We start from the raw sequence: 17,525 nt of genomic DNA, 5'->3' as shown, positions 1-17,525 counted from the left end.
CTCAAACCAGCGCATCGGCGATGCAACGGATGCTCAGCCACGCGCCGCCGTCGGGTGCCTCGCCGGTGCGCACGCGGAAGCCGTGCAGGCCGGCGATGGCGGCGACGATCGACAGGCCCAACCCGAAGCCGTCTCCCGGGCCGGTCTCGTCGGTGCCACGGAAGAAGCGCTGGTAGACCAACGCGCGGTCCTGCGGCGCAATGCCGGGGCCATTGTCGATGACATCGATGCGGGTGGCGCCGGCGTCCTCCACCGCGCGCAGCAGGACGCGGCCGTGTTCGGGGGTAAAGCGCAACGCATTGGACAGCAGGTTGGCCAGGGCTTCGAACAGCAGTTCGCGGTCGCCGCTGACCGGTGGCAATGGCGCGGCGATTTCCAACTGCAACACCTGCTGCTTCTCTTCGGCCAGCGGCAGGTAGAACTGGTGCAGCTCCCGCAGCAGCTCGGGCACATCCACCTCGACGAAGGCCGAACGGCGCTGATGGCTTTCCAGTTCGGACACGCGCAGCAGGGCGGTGAAGCGCGCCATCAGCAGATCGGCTTCGACCAGCGCCTTGTCGATCTGGTCGGTGTGCGGATCGTTTTCGCCCAGTTCGACGCGGGTGCGGTACAGGTGTGCGCGCAGCCGGGTGAGCGGTGTGCGCAGGTCGTGGGCGATGCTGTCGCACACGCCTTTGACTTCGGTCATCAACTGCTCGATGCGTTCGAGCATGGCGTTGACGATGCTCGACAGCCGGTCGATTTCATCCGGACGCCCGGAAAGCGGCCGATCGTGATGACCTCGCTGGCGTTCATCGCCGGCGTCATCCCCCTGACTGGCTACGGGCGCCGGTGCGGTGAGTCGGCGCGAGATCGGCATGAGCGTGATCGGCGGCATGCTCTCGGGCACGCTGCTGGCGATCGTGCTGGTGCCATTGTTCTTCGTGCTGGTGCGTGGGGTGGGCAAGGCGCGCACCGTGCAATGAGGACCGGCGGGTCGTCACACGATTGTCGTGCCGGCCTCACCTGGCCTATGCCAACGCGTCGGTAACGTCACCCGTCACCGTCCCCCACGGAGACCTGCCATGTGGTTGCTCGACCGACTCTGGCCTGCACGGCCGGCCACGCAGACACCGCCGCCTGCAAGCCCCGCGGACGCCGCGCAGCGTCGCCCCGTGTTCAAGCGCCCGCTGCGCGTGGGACGCCCCCGGATGGCGGCGCCCTGGCAGAAAGTGGCACCGCCGCCGCGGCGGCGCAGCCACTAGCCCGGTGTACGGTCGGAAGGGTGGTTCACCCCGTCGTTGACCGGCACGTCGCCCAGCGCGTACGGGTTGATCCCGTCCAGGCAGCCGAGGTTGTAACCGTACTCGTCCGGCGAGGAGCGGCGCTGGTGGTGGGTGTAGATGCCGCAGATGCTGCAGAACCAGTGCCGGGCCACGTGGGTGTTGAACTGGTACAGACGCAGCGTCTGGTCGCCCTGGATCACCTCCAGGTCGGCCAGCTTTACCGAGCCCACGATCGCCCCCTTGCGCCGGCACAGCGAACAGTCGCAGCGCCGCGGCGACAGCACGCCGTCGGGAAGATGCAGGCGCAGGACCACCGCGCCGCAGTGGCAGCGGGCCAGATGATGGCGCTGGATCGGCACGCCGCCGATGGAACGCAGACCCTGCATGCGACAACTCCTGAGGGGTGGACCGGGGCCTGCAAGTATGCCGCCGGCCCAAACTGAACACGCAGATATGTTCCCCACACCCCGGTTATGGCTAACTAGCGCCCCGAACCAACGACGGAACGACGCGTGAAGAAGGCAGGACGATGGGGATTGGCGCTGGTGATGCTGGTCGCAGCGCTGTGGATCACCGGCCTGCTGGCCTACCAGTTGCCCGGTCCGGGGTGGTTGCGCGGGATCGCGATCGCGGTGTGGCTGGGCTTCGCGCTGACCACGGCAGTGGCGGTCGGGCGCGCGCGCGCCGGGCGCTGGCCGGGCGCGCTGTACGTGGCCGCGCTGGTGGCCTCGGGGGTGTGGTGGCTGCTGCTCACCCCGCGCCAGGACCGGGTCTGGGCCGATGACGTGGCCCAACGGCTGAAGGTCGTTGCGTTCGACGGACAGCATGTCGTGCTGGACAACGTCCGCGACTTCACCTGGCGCAGCGAAGACGACCACGACGTGCGCTGGGTGCGGCGCAGCTATGACCTGGACCAGCTGCGCTCGGCCGACCTGGTGATGTCCTACTGGATGGGACCGATGATCGCCCACACGCTGGTGTCTTTCGGCTTCGCCGACGGTCGCTACCTGGTGTTCTCGCTGGAGATCCGCAAGGAGCGCGGTGAGTCGTTCTCGGCACTGGGCGGGTTCTTCCGCAAGTTCGAGATGACCCTGGTGGCCTCGGAGGAAACCGACATCATCCGCGTGCGCAGCAACGTGCGTGGCGAAGATGTCTACCTGTATCGGCTGCACGGCATGACGCGCGAACAGCTCAAGGGCCTGTTCGTGTCCTACCTGGGCGAGGCACGCAAGCTGGATGCCGCCCCGGCGTTCTACAACACGCTTACCAGCAACTGCACCACCATCGTGTACGAACTGGCCAAGCAGATCGCGCCGGGCCTGCCGCTGGATTACCGGCTGCTGGTGTCGGGCTATTTCGCCGAGTATGCACGCGACCTGAGCGTGCTGACGCCGGGCGTGGACTTTGCCACGTTGAAGGCGCGCGGCCGCATCACCGATCGCGCACGCGCCGCCGGCGACGATCCCGATTTTTCCCGACTGATCCGCCAGGGCATGCCCGGCGCCGAGCAAGGAAGCGTTCCATGAAACGGCTGTCCATGAGGTTCCCGCGCCGCACGCTGCCGTTGCTGGCGGTGGTGCTGTCGCTGCTGCTGTCCAGCGGCTGCGCGATGGTGACCATGAAACAGGTGGCCCCCACCGACTACCTGGCCAACAAGCGCGGCGACGTGCTCACCTCGGGCAAGCTCAGCGCCGCCTCGCAGGAGACGTTGAGCGTGATCGGGCTGGACGAGGATACGTGCGCCAAGGACGTGGCGACCTGCCAGAAGACCCTGGAAGACACCGACGTGCTGCCCGAGGAACAGCGGCTTTCCGCGCTGTCCGAGTTGTGGGTGAAGAACGCGTTGGGGTTGAGCCCCAAGCCCAAGGATCGCGACAAGCATCCGATGAGCGATGCGGCGCTGGATGCGTGGCTGGAAGCGGCGCGCTATGCCTACGCCTACCTGTTTTTCAGTGGGCGCACGCCATCGGACCGGGCCTTCGAGGATCGCCAGACCCAGGTCCGCGACTATTACAACTACGCCGCCGAGCAGACCGCCGCGGTGGTATTCAAGCGCGCCCGCGAGAGCGCGCTGGAAGGGGAGGACTACAACGCACCGGTGGCCGGCGAGCGCTGGACGCTGACCTCGGACTTCGACGAGCTGCGCATGCCCAGCATTCCCACCGGCATGGTCTCGGCCTCGTCGCTGAGCTTTGCCGGCCTGCGCAGCACCTATCGCCGCGATGGCTTCGGCGCCGAACTGGTGGTGGTGATGGACCCGCCCAAGCTGATCGCCGCGGCGGACGGGCAGAAGGCCGAGATTCCCCAGTACAGTGAAATGTCGGCGATCAACGCCACCGCGCTGCTGCGCTTCAAGGGCGACACCCTCAAGCAGGTGCTGGACACCACCCAGGTGTTGTTCGATGTGTACTCACCGGAGTCCACCGAGAGCGTCAACTTGCACGGCGAGAAAGTGCCGCTGGCCGGCAACTTCACTGCGGCCTACGGCATGTGGCTGGCGCAGTCCGGCTTTGCCACGCAGTCGCTGCGCACCCTGTTCGGGCTCAGCGAAGGCATCGGCGAACCGCATATGTACCTGATGCAGCCATGGGACCCCAACCGCCGCATCATCTTCATGCTGCACGGTCTGGGCAGCAGCCCGGAGGCGTGGGTGAACGTGGCCAACGAGGTGATGGGCGACCCCGAACTGCGCAAGCACTTCCAGGTGTGGYAGGTGTATTACCCGACCAACGCGCCGATCGCATTGAACCGCTATGAGATCAACCAGGCGTTCAACAACACGCTCAAGCACTTCGATCCCGACGGCAGCACGCCGGCGTCCAAGGACATGGTGTTCATCGGCCACAGCATGGGCGGCGTGCTGGCGCGGTTGCTGGTCACCTCTTCGGGCGATGTGCTGTGGGACCAGCTGCTGGCCAACTATGACCTCAAGGGGGAACGCCTCAAGCGCGTGGAAGCCAAGCTCGGTCCGCTGCTGCACTTCACCGCCGAACCGAACGTGGAGCGCGCCATTTTCATTGCCGCCCCGCACAAGGGCACCGACATCGCCGGCAACCGTGTCGGGCGTCTGATCGGCCGGCTGGTGCGCCTGCCGATCACCCTGYTGGGCAAGTTCGAGGATGTGTTCCAGACATTGCAGCAGGCCGAAACGCAGTCCGCACAGCAGACCAAACTGCAGATCCCCAACAGCATCGACAACCTCAAGGCCAGCGATCCGTTCGTCAAGGCCGCCGGCGCGCTGCCGATCGAGCCGGGCCTGAAGTACCACTCGATCATCGCCCAGCGCAAACCGGACGTGCCGCTGCAGCAGTCCGACGATGGCCTGGTGCCGTACTGGAGCGCGCATCTGGACGGGGCGGTATCGGAGAAGGTGATCATCTCCGGGCACAGCGTGCAGGAAACCCCGCAGGCCGTGCTGGAGATCCGCCGCATCCTGCGCGAGGACCTCAAGGACGTCGGGCACTGAGGCAGCACCGTCGCGTCGGCGATCAGATCCGCCGCGCGACCAGCACGCCCAGCACCGCCAGCATCAGCATGATTACGTACGTGAGCAGGTAGCCGACCACCACGTTGCCCTGCAGGAACAGCGCGAACAGCGAGCCGGACACCGCCAGCGTGGTGGCCACGGCCAGGGCCTCGCTCAACTGCAGGGCCGAGGTGTTGGCGCCCTGCTGCGCGGGCGGTGACAACGACAGGGTCAGCACCGACAGGCTCGGGTAGATCATGCCCATGCCCAGCCCGGTGATGCTCCACCCGGCCAGCGCGCACCACAGCGGCACCGCCGGTTGCAGGGCCAGCGCGGTGACCACGATGCCCACGCTCATCAGCAGTGCGCCGCCGGTCAGCAGTTGGCGGCGCGACCAGCCGCGGCGTTGATGACCCTGCATCCACGACCCGCTGAACCAGCCCAGCGCGCCCAGGCTCAACGCCACCCCTGCAAACAAGGGACTCAGCCCGCGTTCGCGCTGCAGCAACAACGGCAGGAACGCCTCGCAGCCGAAGAAGGCCGACGCGGCGATGCCACGCAGTGCGATCACGCTGGGCAGGCCACGGCGCAGCCGCAGCGTGCCGGCCGGCAGCAGCTTCCAACTGCACAACGCCAGCAACGCGATCGCTGGCAGCAGCATCGACACCGCTGCCCAGCCGCGCTGCTGGCCGCCGACGTACAGCAGCAGCGCGCCGGCCGAGGCACCGATCGCCCAGCGCACCACCGTGCGGTTGCCCTTTGCCGCCCCGGCCGGGGCGAGGTTGCGCAGGGCAGGGCGCAGCAGCAGGGCGGCGGGAATGGCCAGCAGCGGCACGATCAGGAACACCCAGCGCCAGCCCAGGTGCTGCACGATCAGCCCGCTGATGCCCGGGCCGATCAGCGAGGGCACCACCCAGCCGGCTGAAAACGCGGCGAACACGCGCGGCCGCATCGGCTCGGGGAAGGTCCGCCCGACCAGCACATACAGCGCCACCGAGATCGCCCCTGCGCCCAGCCCCTGCAGCAACCTTCCCAGCACCAGCACCGGCATGTGCTGGGCCAGCCCGGCCACCAGCAGGCCGGCGATGAAGCTGGCCAGGCCCAGCCACAACGGTCGCGCCGGCCCCTGCTGATCGCTCCAGCGCCCGGCCAGGGTCATGCCGATCACGCTGGTGGCCAGGGTGCCGCCGAACGCCAGGGCATACAGCGGCAGTCCGTCCAGCGCCTGGGCAACGGTCGGCATCGCCGCGGCCACTGCCAGCGCCTCGAAAGCGTGCAGCGACACCAGCGCGACCGTGCCGATGGTGGTGGCGCGATAGGCCGGCGACAGAATCGAGGGGATCGGGGTCTCCACCGCCGGGAGGGCGACGGGTGGGGGTGCGGCATCAACGGACATGCGGATTCCAGACATCGGGGGAAGGACCGGACTTGTAGTGCATCCCGGCGGCGCGCAGGATGCCACCTGAACCAAGGTTGAGGTCAAGCAGTGATCGCGCAGGAACTGAGTGTAGGGGAAGTGGCCAAACGGAGCGGCGTGGCCGTCTCGGCGTTGCATTTCTATGAGCGCAAAGGGCTTATCCGCAGCCTGCGCACGGCCGGCAACCAGCGCCGTTTCGCGCGCGACGTGTTGCGCCGGCTGGCGGTGATCCGCGTCGCCCAGCGCGTTGGCATGCCGTTGGAGGCGGTGGCGACCGCGTTTGCGGCGCTGCCGGAGAACAAGACCCCGACCAAGGCCGAGTGGGCCCGGATGTCGGCGTTGTGGCGCAGCGAACTGGACCAGCGCATCGCGCAACTGCTGCTGCTGCGCGACCAGCTCACCGATTGCATCGGCTGCGGCTGCCTGTCGTTGAAACGCTGTCGCCTGACCAATCCCGAGGACGCACTGGGCGATCAGGGCGACGGCCCCCGCCGCTGGGAGTAGTGCCGGCCGTTGGCCGGCTCTCGTAGTGCCCTCCGTCGTCAGGAGCCGGCCAGCGGCCGGCACTACCGGTCCCGGTATGGCAGGGCATCGAGGTACCCGGCATGTGGGAGGTAGTGCCGGCCGCTGGCCGGCACCGCCCTCACCACACGGTGAACACCTGCCCGCTCTGCACGCCTTCCACGCTGCGCTGGTAGGCCAGCGACGCGCGATGGGCGGTCACCGGTTCGAAGCCGGGGAAGTAGGCGCCGTAATCGTCCATCGATTCGACCAGCACGTTCGGGCTTACCACGTTGATGCGCAGCCCACGCGGCAGCAGTTCGCAGGCCGCGCCGCGCACGAAACCCTCCAGCGCCGCATTGACCGAGGTGGCATTGGCGCCGTCGCGGATCGGCTGCGCGCTGACGATGCCGCTGGTCAGGGTGATTGAACCGCCCGGGTTCAGATGGTGCTGGGCGACCAGGCTCAGCCGGACCTGGCCGAGCAGCTTGTCCTGCAGGCCCAGGTTGAACTGCGTCGGGCTCATCCCGGCCAGCGGGCCGAAATGCAGGCGTCCGGTGGTGGCGATCACCGCATCGACGTTCCCGATCTGCTGGAACAGCGCCTGCACGCTGGCATCGTCGGTCAGGTCGACCTGCGCATCGCCCCCGTGACGGCCGGCGCGGATCAGCTGGTGATGATGGCCCAGCGTGGCGGCTACGGCCTGGCCAAGGGTGCCGCTGGCGCCAACGAGAAGGATCTTCATGGGAGGGGCTTCCGAAAGGTGTGCAGGCAGTCTGCGCCTGGATCGCCGGTTAGGTAACGGGCGTATGCTTTGTAGATTGCAAACCCGTGGTTACCAATGGACACCTTGCGCTGCATGCAGGCCTTTGTCGCCGTGGTCGAACACGGCAGCTTCAATGCCGCCGCCGCGCACATGGCGGTGTCCTCGGTGATGGTCGGCAAGTACATCCAGCAGCTGGAAGCCCACCTCGGGGTGCGCCTGCTGCAGCGGAACACCCGCCGCCAAAGCCTCACCGATGCCGGCCGTAACTATCTGGCCGGCTGCCGCACCGTGCTGGAACAGGTGCAGCAGGCCGAGGCCAGCGTCGAAGGGCTGCAGGCGCAGCCGCAGGGCGTGCTGCGGATCAGCGCACCGGTCACCTGGGGCAGCTGCGTGCTGGCCCCGCTGGTGGCGCAGTACCTGGCCGCCTACCCGCAGGTGACCGTGGGGCTGGACTTGAGCAACCGGCGCGTGGACCTGATCGAAGAACAGTTCGATGCGGTGGTGCGCATGGGCCAGATCGGCTCGGCCGAATGGGTGGCGCGACCGTTACCGCCGTATGCCATGCAGATCTGCGCGGCGCCGTCCTACCTGCAGCGCAAGGGCCTTCCCCAACACCCGGCGGACCTGCGCGATCATGATTGCCTGACCCACCTGGCCTGGCGTGGTGGCCATGGTTGGCGCCTGCGCGGGCATCCCGAGCAGGACTGGTCGGCGCAGTCGCGCCTGCTCTGCAACGACGGCGACGGCCTGCGCCGCGCCGCCCTGGCCGGTGCGGGATTGATCCTGCAACCGGCAGTGTTGCTTGCCGAGGACATCGCCGCCGGGCGCCTGCAACCGGTGCTGGCCGACTACCTGCCCGAGCCGCGCCCGCTGCACCTGGTGTACCTGCCTGATCGCCGGCCAAGACCGAAGCTGTCCAGCTTCGTGGACTTCCTGCTGGCCAACGTCCCGCCACGGTAGAGCCACGCCATGCGTGGCTGCGCTTCGTTCCGGCACCGCGCCAGCCACCCATGGGGTGGCTCTACCCCCGGTCGGGGGGCGGCCAGGTAGAGCCACGCCAWGCGTGGCTGCTTTTCGTTCCGGCACCGCGCCAGCCACCCATGGGGTGGCTCTACCCCGGTCSGGGGKCTGCCAGGTAGAGCCACGCCAWGCGTGGCTGCTTTTCGTTCCGGCACCGCGCCAGCCACCCATGGGGTGGCTCTACCCCGGTCGGGGGYCTGCCAGGTAGAGCCACGCCATGCGTGGCTGCTTTTCGTTCCGGCACCGCGCCAGCCACCCATGGGGTGGCTCTACCGGGGGCTCAGTCGTTCGCGGCCGACAACGCTTGCCCGCGCCGGGTGGCGGCGTCGATCGCGCGTGCCACGATCGCTTCGAAGTCATCGCCCTGGAAGCTCTCGATCGCCGCCTGGGTGGTGCCGTTGGGCGAGGTCACGCGGCGGCGCAGTTCGGTGGGGGCCTCGCCGGATTCGTCCAGCATGCGGCTGGCGCCGAGCAGGGTCTGCACCACCAGCGTGCGCGCCGCATCAGCCGGCAGTCCCTGGGCCACGGCGGCCGCTTCCATCGCTTCGGCAAGCAGGAACACATAGGCCGGGCCGCTGCCGGACACCGCGGTCACCGCGTCCATGCGCGCCTCATCGTCGATCCACACCGTGCGCCCCGCGCTGGCCAGCACCGTGTCGGCCTGCGCGCGCTGGGCGGCACTGACGCCGGCGGTGGCGTACAGGCCGGTCACCCCGGCGCCGAGCAGGGCCGGCGTGTTGGGCATCGCCCGCACCACGGCCGGGTTGCCGCCCAGCCAGCGTTCCAGCTGCGCGCTGGTGATGCCTGCGGCAATCGACAGCACCAGCGGCTGCTTCGCATGCGCCAGGTCCGACAGCGCGGCGCACACATCGCGCAGCACCTGCGGTTTCACCGCCAGCACCCACACCGTGCCTTGGGCGGCGGCCTCGGTGGCGCTGGCGTAGGTCTTCACGCCGAAGTCGGCGGTGAGCTGTTCGCGAAGCCCGGTGACGGGCTCGGCGACATGGATCTGCGCCGGCGCCACGCCTTGTCGGATCAGCCCGGCGATCAGGCTGCGGGCCATGTTGCCGCCGCCGATGAAAGTAAGCGGGGAAGCGCTCATGCGATCTCCTTGGGAATGGGGTTGATGAAGCATCAGGCCGCGCGCGGGCGCGTGCCGAACAGGGCGGTGCCGATCCGCACCATGGTCGCGCCATGGGCGATCGCGTCGGGATAATCCCCGCTCATGCCCATCGACAGCGTATCCACCTGCGGATACGTCGCCGACAGCGATTGGAACAGGTCGCGCATGCGCTCGAAGGCCTGCTGGCGGCGCGCGGCATCGGGCCACGGCGCGGGGATGGCCATGAGCCCACGCAACCGCAGCTGTGGCGCGGCGCTGATCGCTGCCGCCAACGCCGGCACCGCCTCGGGATCGCAGCCGTGCTTGCTGTCCTCGTCGTCGATGTTGACCYGGATCAGCACGTTCAGCGGGGCGAGGGCGGCGGGCCGATGCGCGGCCAGCGCCGTCACCAGTTTGGGCCGGTCCACGCTCTGCACCCAGTCGAAGTGCCGGGCGGCCAGCTCGGCCTTGTTCGATTGCAGGTGGCCGATCAGATGCCATTCCAGGCCCAAAGCGGCCAGCGCCTCGATCTTGCCCAGCGCTTCCTGCACGTAGTTCTCGCCGAACGCGCGCTGGCCCTGGGCGGCCAGTGCCGCCACCGCCTCGGCCGGTTGGGTCTTGGACACGGCCAGCAGGGCAGGGTCTGGCCGTCCGGCGGCGGCGGCTGCGTTGTGCAGGTTCAGCAAAATCGTCGGCAGGGGCAGCGCGGACACGGGCGTTTTCCGGTAGATCAGGAACGCTATACTGCCGCCCGGGGAAAGAACCTTCCAGTCGCAGCAGTCATGGGGAGTAGCAGCGCATGGATATCGCCGAACTGTTGGCGTTTTCCGTAAAGAACAAAGCGTCGGATCTTCATCTGTCGGCAGGCCTGCCGCCGATGATCCGCGTCGACGGCGATGTCCGTCGCATCAATATTCCGGCATTGGACCACAAGCAGGTACACGCGCTGGTCTACGACATCATGTCGGACAAGCAGCGTCGCGATTACGAGGAATTCCTCGAGGTCGACTTCTCGTTCGAGATTCCGTCGCTGGCACGTTTCCGCGTCAACGCCTTCAACCAGAACCGCGGCGCCGGTGCGGTATTCCGTACCATTCCGTCCGAAGTGCTGACGCTGGAAGACCTGAACACGCCGCCGATTTTCCGCGAGCTGATCGACCAGCCGCAGGGCCTGATCCTGGTCACCGGCCCGACCGGTTCGGGCAAGTCGACCACGCTGGCGGCGATGATCGACTACATCAACAAGAACGAATACGGCCACATCCTCACCGTCGAGGATCCGATCGAATTCGTGCACACCTCGCAGAAGTGCCTGATCAACCAGCGCGAAGTGCATCGCGACACGCACGGCTTCAACGAAGCGCTGCGCTCGGCCCTGCGTGAAGATCCCGACATCATCCTGGTCGGCGAATTGCGCGATCTGGAAACCATCCGCCTGGCGTTGACCGCCGCGGAAACCGGCCACCTGGTGTTCGGCACGCTGCACACCAGTTCGGCGGCCAAGACCATCGACCGCATCATCGACGTGTTCCCCGCCGGCGAAAAGCCGATGGTGCGCTCGATGCTGTCCGAGTCGCTGCGCGCGGTGATCTCCCAGGCCCTGTTGAAGAAGGTCGGTGGCGGGCGTACCGCCGCGTGGGAAATCATGGTGGGCACTCCGGCCATCCGCAACCTCATCCGCGAGGACAAGGTGGCGCAGATGTACTCGGCGATCCAGACCGGCCAGCAGATGGGCATGATGACCCTGGACCAGCACCTGCAGGACCTGGTCAAGCGCAGCCTGATCACCCGCAACCAGGCGCGCGAGTACGCCAAGGACAAGCGGATTTTCGAATAGTGGTAGTGCCGGCCGCTGGCCGGCTCCTGGAAACCTTCGGAGTACACCGCGATGAGCACCACCACCATCGACTTCACCTCGTTCCTCAAACTGATGGCGCATCAGAAGGCGTCGGACCTGTTCATCACCGCGGGCATGCCGCCGGCGATCAAGGTCAACGGCAAGATCTCGCCGATCACCCAGACCCCGCTGACGCCGCAGCAGAGCCGCGACATGGTGCTCAACGTGATGACGCCGGCGCAGCGCGAAGAGTTCGAAAAGACCCACGAATGCAACTTCGCCATCGGCCTGTCCGGTGTCGGTCGCTTCCGCGTGAGCTGCTTCTACCAGCGCAACCAGGTCGGCATGGTGCTGCGCCGGATCGAAACGCGCATCCCTACGGTTGAAGAGCTGAACCTGCCGCCGATCATCAAGACGCTGGCGATGACCAAGCGCGGCATCATCCTGTTCGTGGGCGCTACCGGTACCGGTAAATCCACCTCGCTGGCGGCAATGATCGGCTACCGCAACCACAACTCGACCGGGCACATCATCACCATCGAAGACCCGATCGAATTCGTGCACAAGCACGAAGGTTGCATCATCACCCAGCGTGAAGTGGGCATCGATACCGACAGCTGGGAAGCGGCGCTGAAGAACACCCTGCGCCAGGCGCCGGACGTGATCATGATCGGCGAAGTGCGTACCCGTGAGGGCATGGACCACGCCATCGCGTTTGCCGAAACCGGTCACCTGGTGCTGTGCACGCTGCACGCCAACAACGCCAACCAGGCGATGGATCGCATCATCAACTTCTTCCCCGAAGACCGCCGCAACCAGCTGTTGATGGATCTGTCGCTGAACCTCAAGGGCGTGGTCGCCCAGCAGCTGGTGCCCTCGCCGGATGGCAAGTCGCGCAAGGTCGCGATGGAGATCATGCTCGGCACGCCGCTGGTGCAGGACTACATCCGCGATGGCGAAATCCACAAGCTCAAGGAAGTGATGAAGGAGTCGGTGCAGCTGGGCATGCGTACCTTCGACCAGAGCCTGTTCGAGCTGTACCAGGCCGGCGAGATCAGCTACGAGGACGCCCTGCGTTACGCCGACTCGCAGAACGAAGTGCGCCTGCGCATCAAGCTGTCCCAGGGCGGTGATGCGCGCACGTTGTCGCAGGGCCTGGACGGGGTGGAGATCTCCGAAATGCGCTGAGGCCTCGGCCGCGTTCCCACGGCCAGCGGCAGGCGCGCGATCCTGCCCGTGGCCGACGCRTGCCCACCCGCTGGCGGACGTAATTCTTCTCTGGCATAGTCGCGCCGCCCCCCGATCGGGGGCGCGGTACCGGCGGCCGCCGGCCCACAACCTGCCAGGCAAGACTGCATATGGACATGCACAACCCCTACAGCCCGCCGCGCCAGACGTTACCCTCGTCTGGTCAGCCGATGTCCGCGCCTCTGCCGCCGGACCAGCGTGCGGGGCTGCTGCAGGCGACCGACAAGCCCATGTACTTCGCTCCCGGCACGTTCAAGCTTGCCGCGATGTCGTTGGCGACGTTCGGCCTGTACACGATGTACTGGTTCTGGCGTAACTGGCAGGCCATCCAGCGCGAAAGCGGCCAAGACCTGTGGCCGTGGGCACGTGCAGTGTTCTGCCCGCTGTGGTGCTTCTCCTGCTTTGCCCAGCTCGCCGATCTGGTGCGCGGCCGCCGCCGCGAACTGGCCTTTCCAGTGGCGCTGCTGGGCATTGTGTTCCTGGTCCTCAACCTGGTCGGCCGGCTGGACAACGCCGCCTCCCTGCTGGCGTTCCTGAGCTTCGTTCCGTTGTTGCCGGTCAACGCGCTACTGCGCCAGTACCATCGCGACGAGCGCATCGACAGCACGCGACTGGACCGCCTGACGATCTGGCACGTCCTGATCCTCCTGGCAGGCGGCATGTTGTTGTTGATGCTCCTGGCGGTGATCATCCTGGGCGAAGTAAGCATCACCCTGCCTGAGGCACGCTGAGCTGGATTGATGATCTGGGTTCATGACCGACTGCACCTGGACACCTTCAATCCCGCTCCGGGAGGTCTGTATGGTGGCAGGCCATCCACCGCGCGCCTGACGGGCGCAGGAGAACTCCCATGCAATCACGAGAACTGGGCAACAGCGGCCTGCGCGTTTCAGCGCTCGGCCTGGGATGCATGGGCCTGAGCTTCGGCTACGGCCCGGCCACCGAAACCCGCGCGGCCACCGCGCTGCTGCACGCGGCGGTCGAACAGGGCGTCACCTTCTTCGATACCGCCGAGGTCTACGGCCCGTTCCGCAACGAGGAACTGCTTGGCCAGGCGCTGGCGCCGTACCGCGACCAGCTGGTGATCGCCACCAAGTTCGGGTTCAAGGACGGGCATGCCGATGCCGGCCTGGACAGTCGTCCCGAGCGTATCCGCGCGGTGGCCGAGGCCAGCCTGTCGCGGTTGAAGACCGACCGCATCGATCTGTTCTACCAGCACCGGGTCGATCCCCATGTGCCGATGGAAGACGTCGCCGGCACGGTCCGGGATCTGATCGCCGAGGGCAAGGTGAAGCACTTCGGTTTGTCCGAAGCCGGCGTGGACAGCATCCGTCGCGCGCATGCGGTGCAGCCGGTGGCCGCACTCCAGAGCGAGTACTCGTTGTGGTGGCGCGAACCCGAGCAGAGCGTGCTGCCGGTGTTGGAGGAACTCGGGATCGGCTTCGTCCCGTTCAGTCCCCTCGGCAAGGGTTTTTTGACTGGCGCGATCAACGTCGATACGCAGTTCGCCGCCGATGACTTCCGCAACAGCGTGCCGCGTTTTGCCGCTGATGCGCGCCAGGCCAACCAGGCCCTGGTCGACCGCATCAGTGCCATTGCCACGGCCAAGGGCGCCACGCCGGCACAGGTCGCCCTGGCCTGGCTGCTGTCGCGCAAGCCGTGGATCGTGCCGATTCCCGGCACTACCCAACTGCATCGCCTGGCGGAAAACCTGGGCGCGGTATCGCTGCAGCTCGATGCCGCCGACCTGCAGCAGATTGGCGATGCGCTGGACAGCATCGCCATCGTCGGCGACCGCTACAACGCCGCGCGACAGGCGCTGGTCGCGCGCTGAGCTGGCATTCGTCTGCCCGGACGCACGACCAACGGTCGTGCGTTACCGGTGCATGGCGTAGCGACGTCGGCCATCACGCCACGCACCGGACATCCCGGTAGGTACCGACCATGGGTCGGCACGCCTCCTCAGCCCCGGATGAACGCCAACAGGTCCGTATTGATCACGTCCGCGTGCGTCGTGCACATGCCATGCGGGTAGCCCTTGTAGACCTTCAACGTGCCGTGTTTCAGCAGCGTGATCGACAGCTCGGCCGAGTCGGCGATCGGCACGATCTGATCGTCGTCGCCGTGCAGCACCAACACCGGCACGTCGATCTTCTTCAGGTCCTCGGTGAAGTCGGTTTCTGAAAACGCCTGGATGCAGTCGTAGTGCGCGTTGATCGCGCCGGCCATGCCCTGCCGCCACCAGTTGTCGACCACGCCCTGCTGCACCGGCGCACCCTCGCGGTTGAAGCCGTAGAAGGGAATGGGCACCTCGCGGTAGAAATTGGCGCGGCCGGCGAGCAGTTGCGCGCGGAAGCCGTCGAACACGTCCTTGGGCGTGCCGCCGGGATTGGCCGCGCTCTTGATCATGACCGGCGGCACCGCACCGACCAGCACCGCCTTGGCCACGCGGCCGGGTTTGGCCTGGGCCACGTAATGGGCCACCTCGCCACCGCCGGTGGAGTGGCCGACATGGACCGCATCGCGCAGGTCCAGGTGGTCGACCAGTGCGTTGACGTCGGCCACGTAGGTGTCCATGTCATGGCCCCCGCTGGTCTGCGAGGAACGGCCGTGGCCGCGCCGGTCATGGGCGATCACCCGATAGCCCTGCAACAGGAAGAACTGCAGTTGGGTATCCCAGTCGTCGGCGCTGAGCGGCCAGCCATGGTGGAACACGATGGGCTGGCCGTGGCCCCAGTCTTTGTAAAAAATCTCGGTCTTGTCGGGCGTGGTGACAAAAGGCATGACGCGGACTCCGGGGGAGGGAAGGGCGGGGCGGGAAGTGCCTTGGCATGCTGCGCAGCAGCGCGTTCAGCCGGCATGAAAGACCGATGTCGATTTCCCCCGCCCTGGTGCGTCGTAGGAGCAGAACCGTCCATTCCGGCGCGGTCGCACCCCCCCAGCGAGGCAACGTCATGCGCGATACCCCCAAGGTCAATGGCCCGGCGTCGTATTTCCCGTCCATCGAGAAGACCTACGGCCAGCCGGTCGGGCACTGGCTGGCGCTGCTGGCAGCCCAGGGCGGGGGCAGGCACATGGAACTGGTGGCCTTCCTCAAGACCGAGCACGGGCTCGGCCATGGGCATGCCAATGCGCTGGTGGCGCACCATCTCAGGAGCGGCTGACCCCGCAGAGGGGCGGCTGAATCGCGTTCACCTGCAACTGTCACGCCGATCGTGTCTAATACCGCTCCCCACGTTCACCCCCCACCCCCATGTCCCTTGATTCCCATGGCCCCGCGCCGTGCGACGACGCTGACGGCCACCTGGTCACCGCCGGCCCGCTGACCCCGCCGCCGGACAGTGCCGGTACCGTCGCCGACGAAACAGCGCTGCGCCATTCGGTGGCCGAGGACGTGCAGGGCATGGTCCTGGCCACGTTGGTGGCCTCGCTGGGGCTGGCCATCTTCGCCAAGGGTGGGCTGATGATCGGCGGCATGGCCGGGCTGGCGTTCCTGGCCCACTACGCCTTCGGCTGGAATTTCGGCCTGGTGTTCGTGCTGGTCAATCTGCCGTTCTACTGGGTGGCCGTGCGCCGGATGGGCTGGGAGTTCACCCTGAAGACCTTTGCCGCGGTCACCGCCTGCGGCGTGCTCACCGACCTGCTGCCGCGCTGGGCCGACTTTGCCCACATCGCCCCGCTGTACTCGGCGCTGGTGGGCGGCGCGCTGGCCGGGCTGGGCATCCTGTTCTACATCCGCCACCGCGCCAGCCTCGGCGGCATCGGCATCCTCGCGGTGTACCTGCAGCGCACCCGTGGCTGGAGCGCAGGCAAGGTGCAGATGTCCTTCGACACGCTGCTGATGTGCGTGGCTTTCTTCGTGCTGTCCCCGTCCCAGGTGATGTACTCGGCCATCGGCGCGGTGGTGCTCAGCCTGGTGCTGATGTTCAACCACCGGCCGGGCCGGTACATGGGCGTCTAACCGGTAGGTGCCGACCGCTGTCGGTGCGCGATCCCCGCCACGGTCAACACCAACGGTAGCCGTCTACCGACCGGCCGACGCGGGCCGCGGGTCGGCACGCAGTTTCTGCAGCCGCGCGTACACCGGGCAGTCCGGGCTGTGCGCGCCGGGCAGGTAGCCCAGGCTCATCAGGAACTCGCCGGTGATCTCACCGCCGGTGAAGCGGAACGTCTTCTTGAACAGCTTCACCCACCCCGCCTTGTCCTGCGGGTGGTGCGCGTCCAGCCACGCCGCAAAGCTGCCATGGCTGGCCCGCAGCTGCTGGATCACTTGCGCGTTGTGGACCGCCGCATGCACCTTGAGCCGGTTGCGGATGATCCGCGCATCGCCCAGCAGGCGCTCGATGTCGCGTTCGCCATACGCGGCCACCGTGTCCACGTCGAAGCCGTCGTAAGCCGCCCGGAAGCCCTCGCGCTTCTTCAGGATGGTTTCCCAGCTGAGCCCGGCCTGGTTGATTTCCAGCAGCAGGCGCTCGAACAGCTCGCGCTCCTCGCGTTGCGGGAAGCCGTACTCGTGGTCATGGTAGTGGCCGTGGACGGGATGGCCGGGGGCGATGAGGCAGTAGCCGGACACGTACAGCTCCTTGGAATGGCGGGTCAACCGCGCAGGCCGGGGCACGCGCAGGTCTGCATTATGTCAGCGCGAAAGCGCACATCGCGGCCAGCGGCTAGAATGGCCCCCATGTCCGAGCTTTCCACCTCCCTCGCCCATCACCTGCTGGTCGCGCTGCCGTCGCTGACCGATCCCACCTTCGCGCGCAGTGTCGCGCTGATCTGCCAGCACGACGACAACGGTGCGATGGGGGTGCTGGTCAACCAGCCTTCCGAGTACACGCTGGGCGAAGTGCTGGCGCAGATGGATATCGACACCGACGACAGCGCCCTGCGCGGGCAGGTCGTGCTC

The 17,525-nt window shown here is 67.3% G+C and carries 19 protein-coding genes and 1 pseudogene; 12 read left to right on the top strand and 8 right to left on the bottom strand.

The annotated features are described in order from the left end of the window. Position 1: 1 nt before the first annotated feature. Positions 2 to 529, bottom strand: coding sequence for a sensor histidine kinase (locus AC1DR7_RS10515; protein WP_457320275.1), 528 nt, complete (start codon positions 527 to 529; stop codon positions 2 to 4). A gap of 234 nt (positions 530 to 763) precedes the next feature. Here AC1DR7_RS10515 and AC1DR7_RS10510 point away from each other — a divergent pair. Next, positions 764 to 965 (top strand): annotated as a pseudogene (locus AC1DR7_RS10510) (efflux RND transporter permease subunit); the annotation flags it as partial. A 275-nt stretch (positions 966 to 1,240) separates the two neighbouring features. On the opposite strand, the gene AC1DR7_RS10505 reads toward AC1DR7_RS10510, so the two are convergent. Then, on the bottom strand, positions 1,241 to 1,651 hold the full coding sequence (locus AC1DR7_RS10505; RefSeq protein ID WP_256775690.1) for a GFA family protein: 411 nt from the start codon (positions 1,649 to 1,651) through the stop codon (positions 1,241 to 1,243). A gap of 162 nt (positions 1,652 to 1,813) precedes the next feature. On the opposite strand from AC1DR7_RS10505, the gene AC1DR7_RS10500 reads away from it, so the two are divergent. Together AC1DR7_RS10500 and AC1DR7_RS10495 are read left to right on the top strand one after the other, a co-directional pair. Continuing rightward, positions 1,814 to 2,791 (top strand): Lnb N-terminal periplasmic domain-containing protein, encoded by a 978-nt coding sequence (locus AC1DR7_RS10500; protein ID WP_478052068.1) that lies wholly within the window; start codon positions 1,814 to 1,816, stop codon positions 2,789 to 2,791. After that, complete coding sequence (locus AC1DR7_RS10495) at positions 2,788 to 4,731, top strand: esterase/lipase family protein (RefSeq protein ID WP_478076477.1); 1,944 nt, start codon at positions 2,788 to 2,790, stop codon at positions 4,729 to 4,731. The genes AC1DR7_RS10500 and AC1DR7_RS10495 overlap by 4 nt, the downstream gene beginning before the upstream one ends. 22 nt (positions 4,732 to 4,753) lie before the next feature. Here the strand turns inward: AC1DR7_RS10495 and AC1DR7_RS10490 are convergent, their stop codons facing one another. After that, positions 4,754 to 6,127, bottom strand: a complete 1,374-nt coding sequence (locus tag AC1DR7_RS10490; protein WP_478052356.1) for an MFS transporter — start codon at positions 6,125 to 6,127, stop codon at positions 4,754 to 4,756. A 90-nt stretch (positions 6,128 to 6,217) separates the two neighbouring features. Between AC1DR7_RS10490 and soxR the strand changes: the two genes are divergently transcribed. Continuing rightward, the gene (soxR, locus tag AC1DR7_RS10485) at positions 6,218 to 6,652 is read left to right on the top strand and encodes a redox-sensitive transcriptional activator SoxR (RefSeq protein WP_457320245.1); all 435 of its coding nucleotides are present in this window, start codon (positions 6,218 to 6,220) and stop codon (positions 6,650 to 6,652) included. Between the two features lie 139 nt (positions 6,653 to 6,791). Here the strand turns inward: soxR and AC1DR7_RS10480 are convergent, their stop codons facing one another. After that, on the bottom strand, positions 6,792 to 7,394 hold the full coding sequence (locus AC1DR7_RS10480) for a short chain dehydrogenase (RefSeq protein ID WP_457320243.1): 603 nt from the start codon (positions 7,392 to 7,394) through the stop codon (positions 6,792 to 6,794). 96 nt (positions 7,395 to 7,490) lie between these two features. Between AC1DR7_RS10480 and AC1DR7_RS10475 the strand changes: the two genes are divergently transcribed. Then, complete coding sequence (locus AC1DR7_RS10475; protein ID WP_478052911.1) at positions 7,491 to 8,375, top strand: LysR family transcriptional regulator; 885 nt, start codon at positions 7,491 to 7,493, stop codon at positions 8,373 to 8,375. A gap of 340 nt (positions 8,376 to 8,715) precedes the next feature. Here AC1DR7_RS10475 and proC read toward each other — a convergent pair whose 3' ends face one another. Both proC and AC1DR7_RS10465 read right to left on the bottom strand, forming a co-directional pair. Further along, positions 8,716 to 9,537 carry a pyrroline-5-carboxylate reductase gene (gene proC, locus AC1DR7_RS10470; protein ID WP_457320239.1) on the bottom strand — a complete coding sequence of 274 codons (822 nt, stop codon included), beginning with the start codon at positions 9,535 to 9,537 and terminating at the stop codon, positions 8,716 to 8,718. A gap of 32 nt (positions 9,538 to 9,569) precedes the next feature. Then, positions 9,570 to 10,250 (bottom strand): YggS family pyridoxal phosphate-dependent enzyme, encoded by a 681-nt coding sequence (locus AC1DR7_RS10465; RefSeq protein ID WP_478076476.1) that lies wholly within the window; start codon positions 10,248 to 10,250, stop codon positions 9,570 to 9,572. An 86-nt stretch (positions 10,251 to 10,336) separates the two neighbouring features. Between AC1DR7_RS10465 and AC1DR7_RS10460 the strand changes: the two genes are divergently transcribed. From AC1DR7_RS10460 to AC1DR7_RS10445, 4 genes are all read left to right on the top strand, one after another. Beyond that, positions 10,337 to 11,374: a type IV pilus twitching motility protein PilT gene (locus AC1DR7_RS10460; protein WP_256775698.1), complete on the top strand. Its 1,038-nt coding sequence runs from the start codon at positions 10,337 to 10,339 to the stop codon at positions 11,372 to 11,374. Positions 11,375 to 11,425: 51 nt separating this feature from the next. Next, complete coding sequence (locus AC1DR7_RS10455) at positions 11,426 to 12,562, top strand: PilT/PilU family type 4a pilus ATPase (protein WP_256775699.1); 1,137 nt, start codon at positions 11,426 to 11,428, stop codon at positions 12,560 to 12,562. 230 nt (positions 12,563 to 12,792) lie between these two features. Continuing rightward, positions 12,793 to 13,353: a hypothetical protein gene (locus AC1DR7_RS10450; RefSeq protein ID WP_478051580.1), complete on the top strand. Its 561-nt coding sequence runs from the start codon at positions 12,793 to 12,795 to the stop codon at positions 13,351 to 13,353. Positions 13,354 to 13,472: 119 nt separating this feature from the next. Further along, complete coding sequence (locus AC1DR7_RS10445; protein WP_457319178.1) at positions 13,473 to 14,456, top strand: aldo/keto reductase; 984 nt, start codon at positions 13,473 to 13,475, stop codon at positions 14,454 to 14,456. 128 nt (positions 14,457 to 14,584) lie between these two features. Here the strand turns inward: AC1DR7_RS10445 and AC1DR7_RS10440 are convergent, their stop codons facing one another. Further along, entirely contained in the window at positions 14,585 to 15,406 is an 822-nt protein-coding gene (locus AC1DR7_RS10440; RefSeq protein WP_457319179.1) for an alpha/beta fold hydrolase, read from the bottom strand. 170 nt (positions 15,407 to 15,576) lie between these two features. On the opposite strand from AC1DR7_RS10440, the gene AC1DR7_RS10435 reads away from it, so the two are divergent. Then, complete coding sequence (locus AC1DR7_RS10435; RefSeq protein WP_457319180.1) at positions 15,577 to 15,786, top strand: DUF4287 domain-containing protein; 210 nt, start codon at positions 15,577 to 15,579, stop codon at positions 15,784 to 15,786. Between the two features lie 89 nt (positions 15,787 to 15,875). Next, on the top strand, positions 15,876 to 16,583 hold the full coding sequence (locus AC1DR7_RS10430; protein ID WP_256775704.1) for a YitT family protein: 708 nt from the start codon (positions 15,876 to 15,878) through the stop codon (positions 16,581 to 16,583). A gap of 63 nt (positions 16,584 to 16,646) precedes the next feature. Here AC1DR7_RS10430 and AC1DR7_RS10425 read toward each other — a convergent pair whose 3' ends face one another. After that, positions 16,647 to 17,195 (bottom strand): DNA-3-methyladenine glycosylase I, encoded by a 549-nt coding sequence (locus AC1DR7_RS10425; protein WP_457319186.1) that lies wholly within the window; start codon positions 17,193 to 17,195, stop codon positions 16,647 to 16,649. Between the two features lie 108 nt (positions 17,196 to 17,303). Here AC1DR7_RS10425 and AC1DR7_RS10420 point away from each other — a divergent pair. Then, on the top strand, positions 17,304 to 17,525 hold a 222-nt coding region (locus AC1DR7_RS10420), incomplete at its 3' end, for a YqgE/AlgH family protein (protein ID WP_478076475.1).

The sequence above is a fragment of the Stenotrophomonas sp. P5_A9 genome, assembly GCF_056400525.1.
The sequence above is the reverse complement of the archived record's forward strand: the minus strand, read 5'-3'. Positions and strand labels throughout refer to the sequence as shown.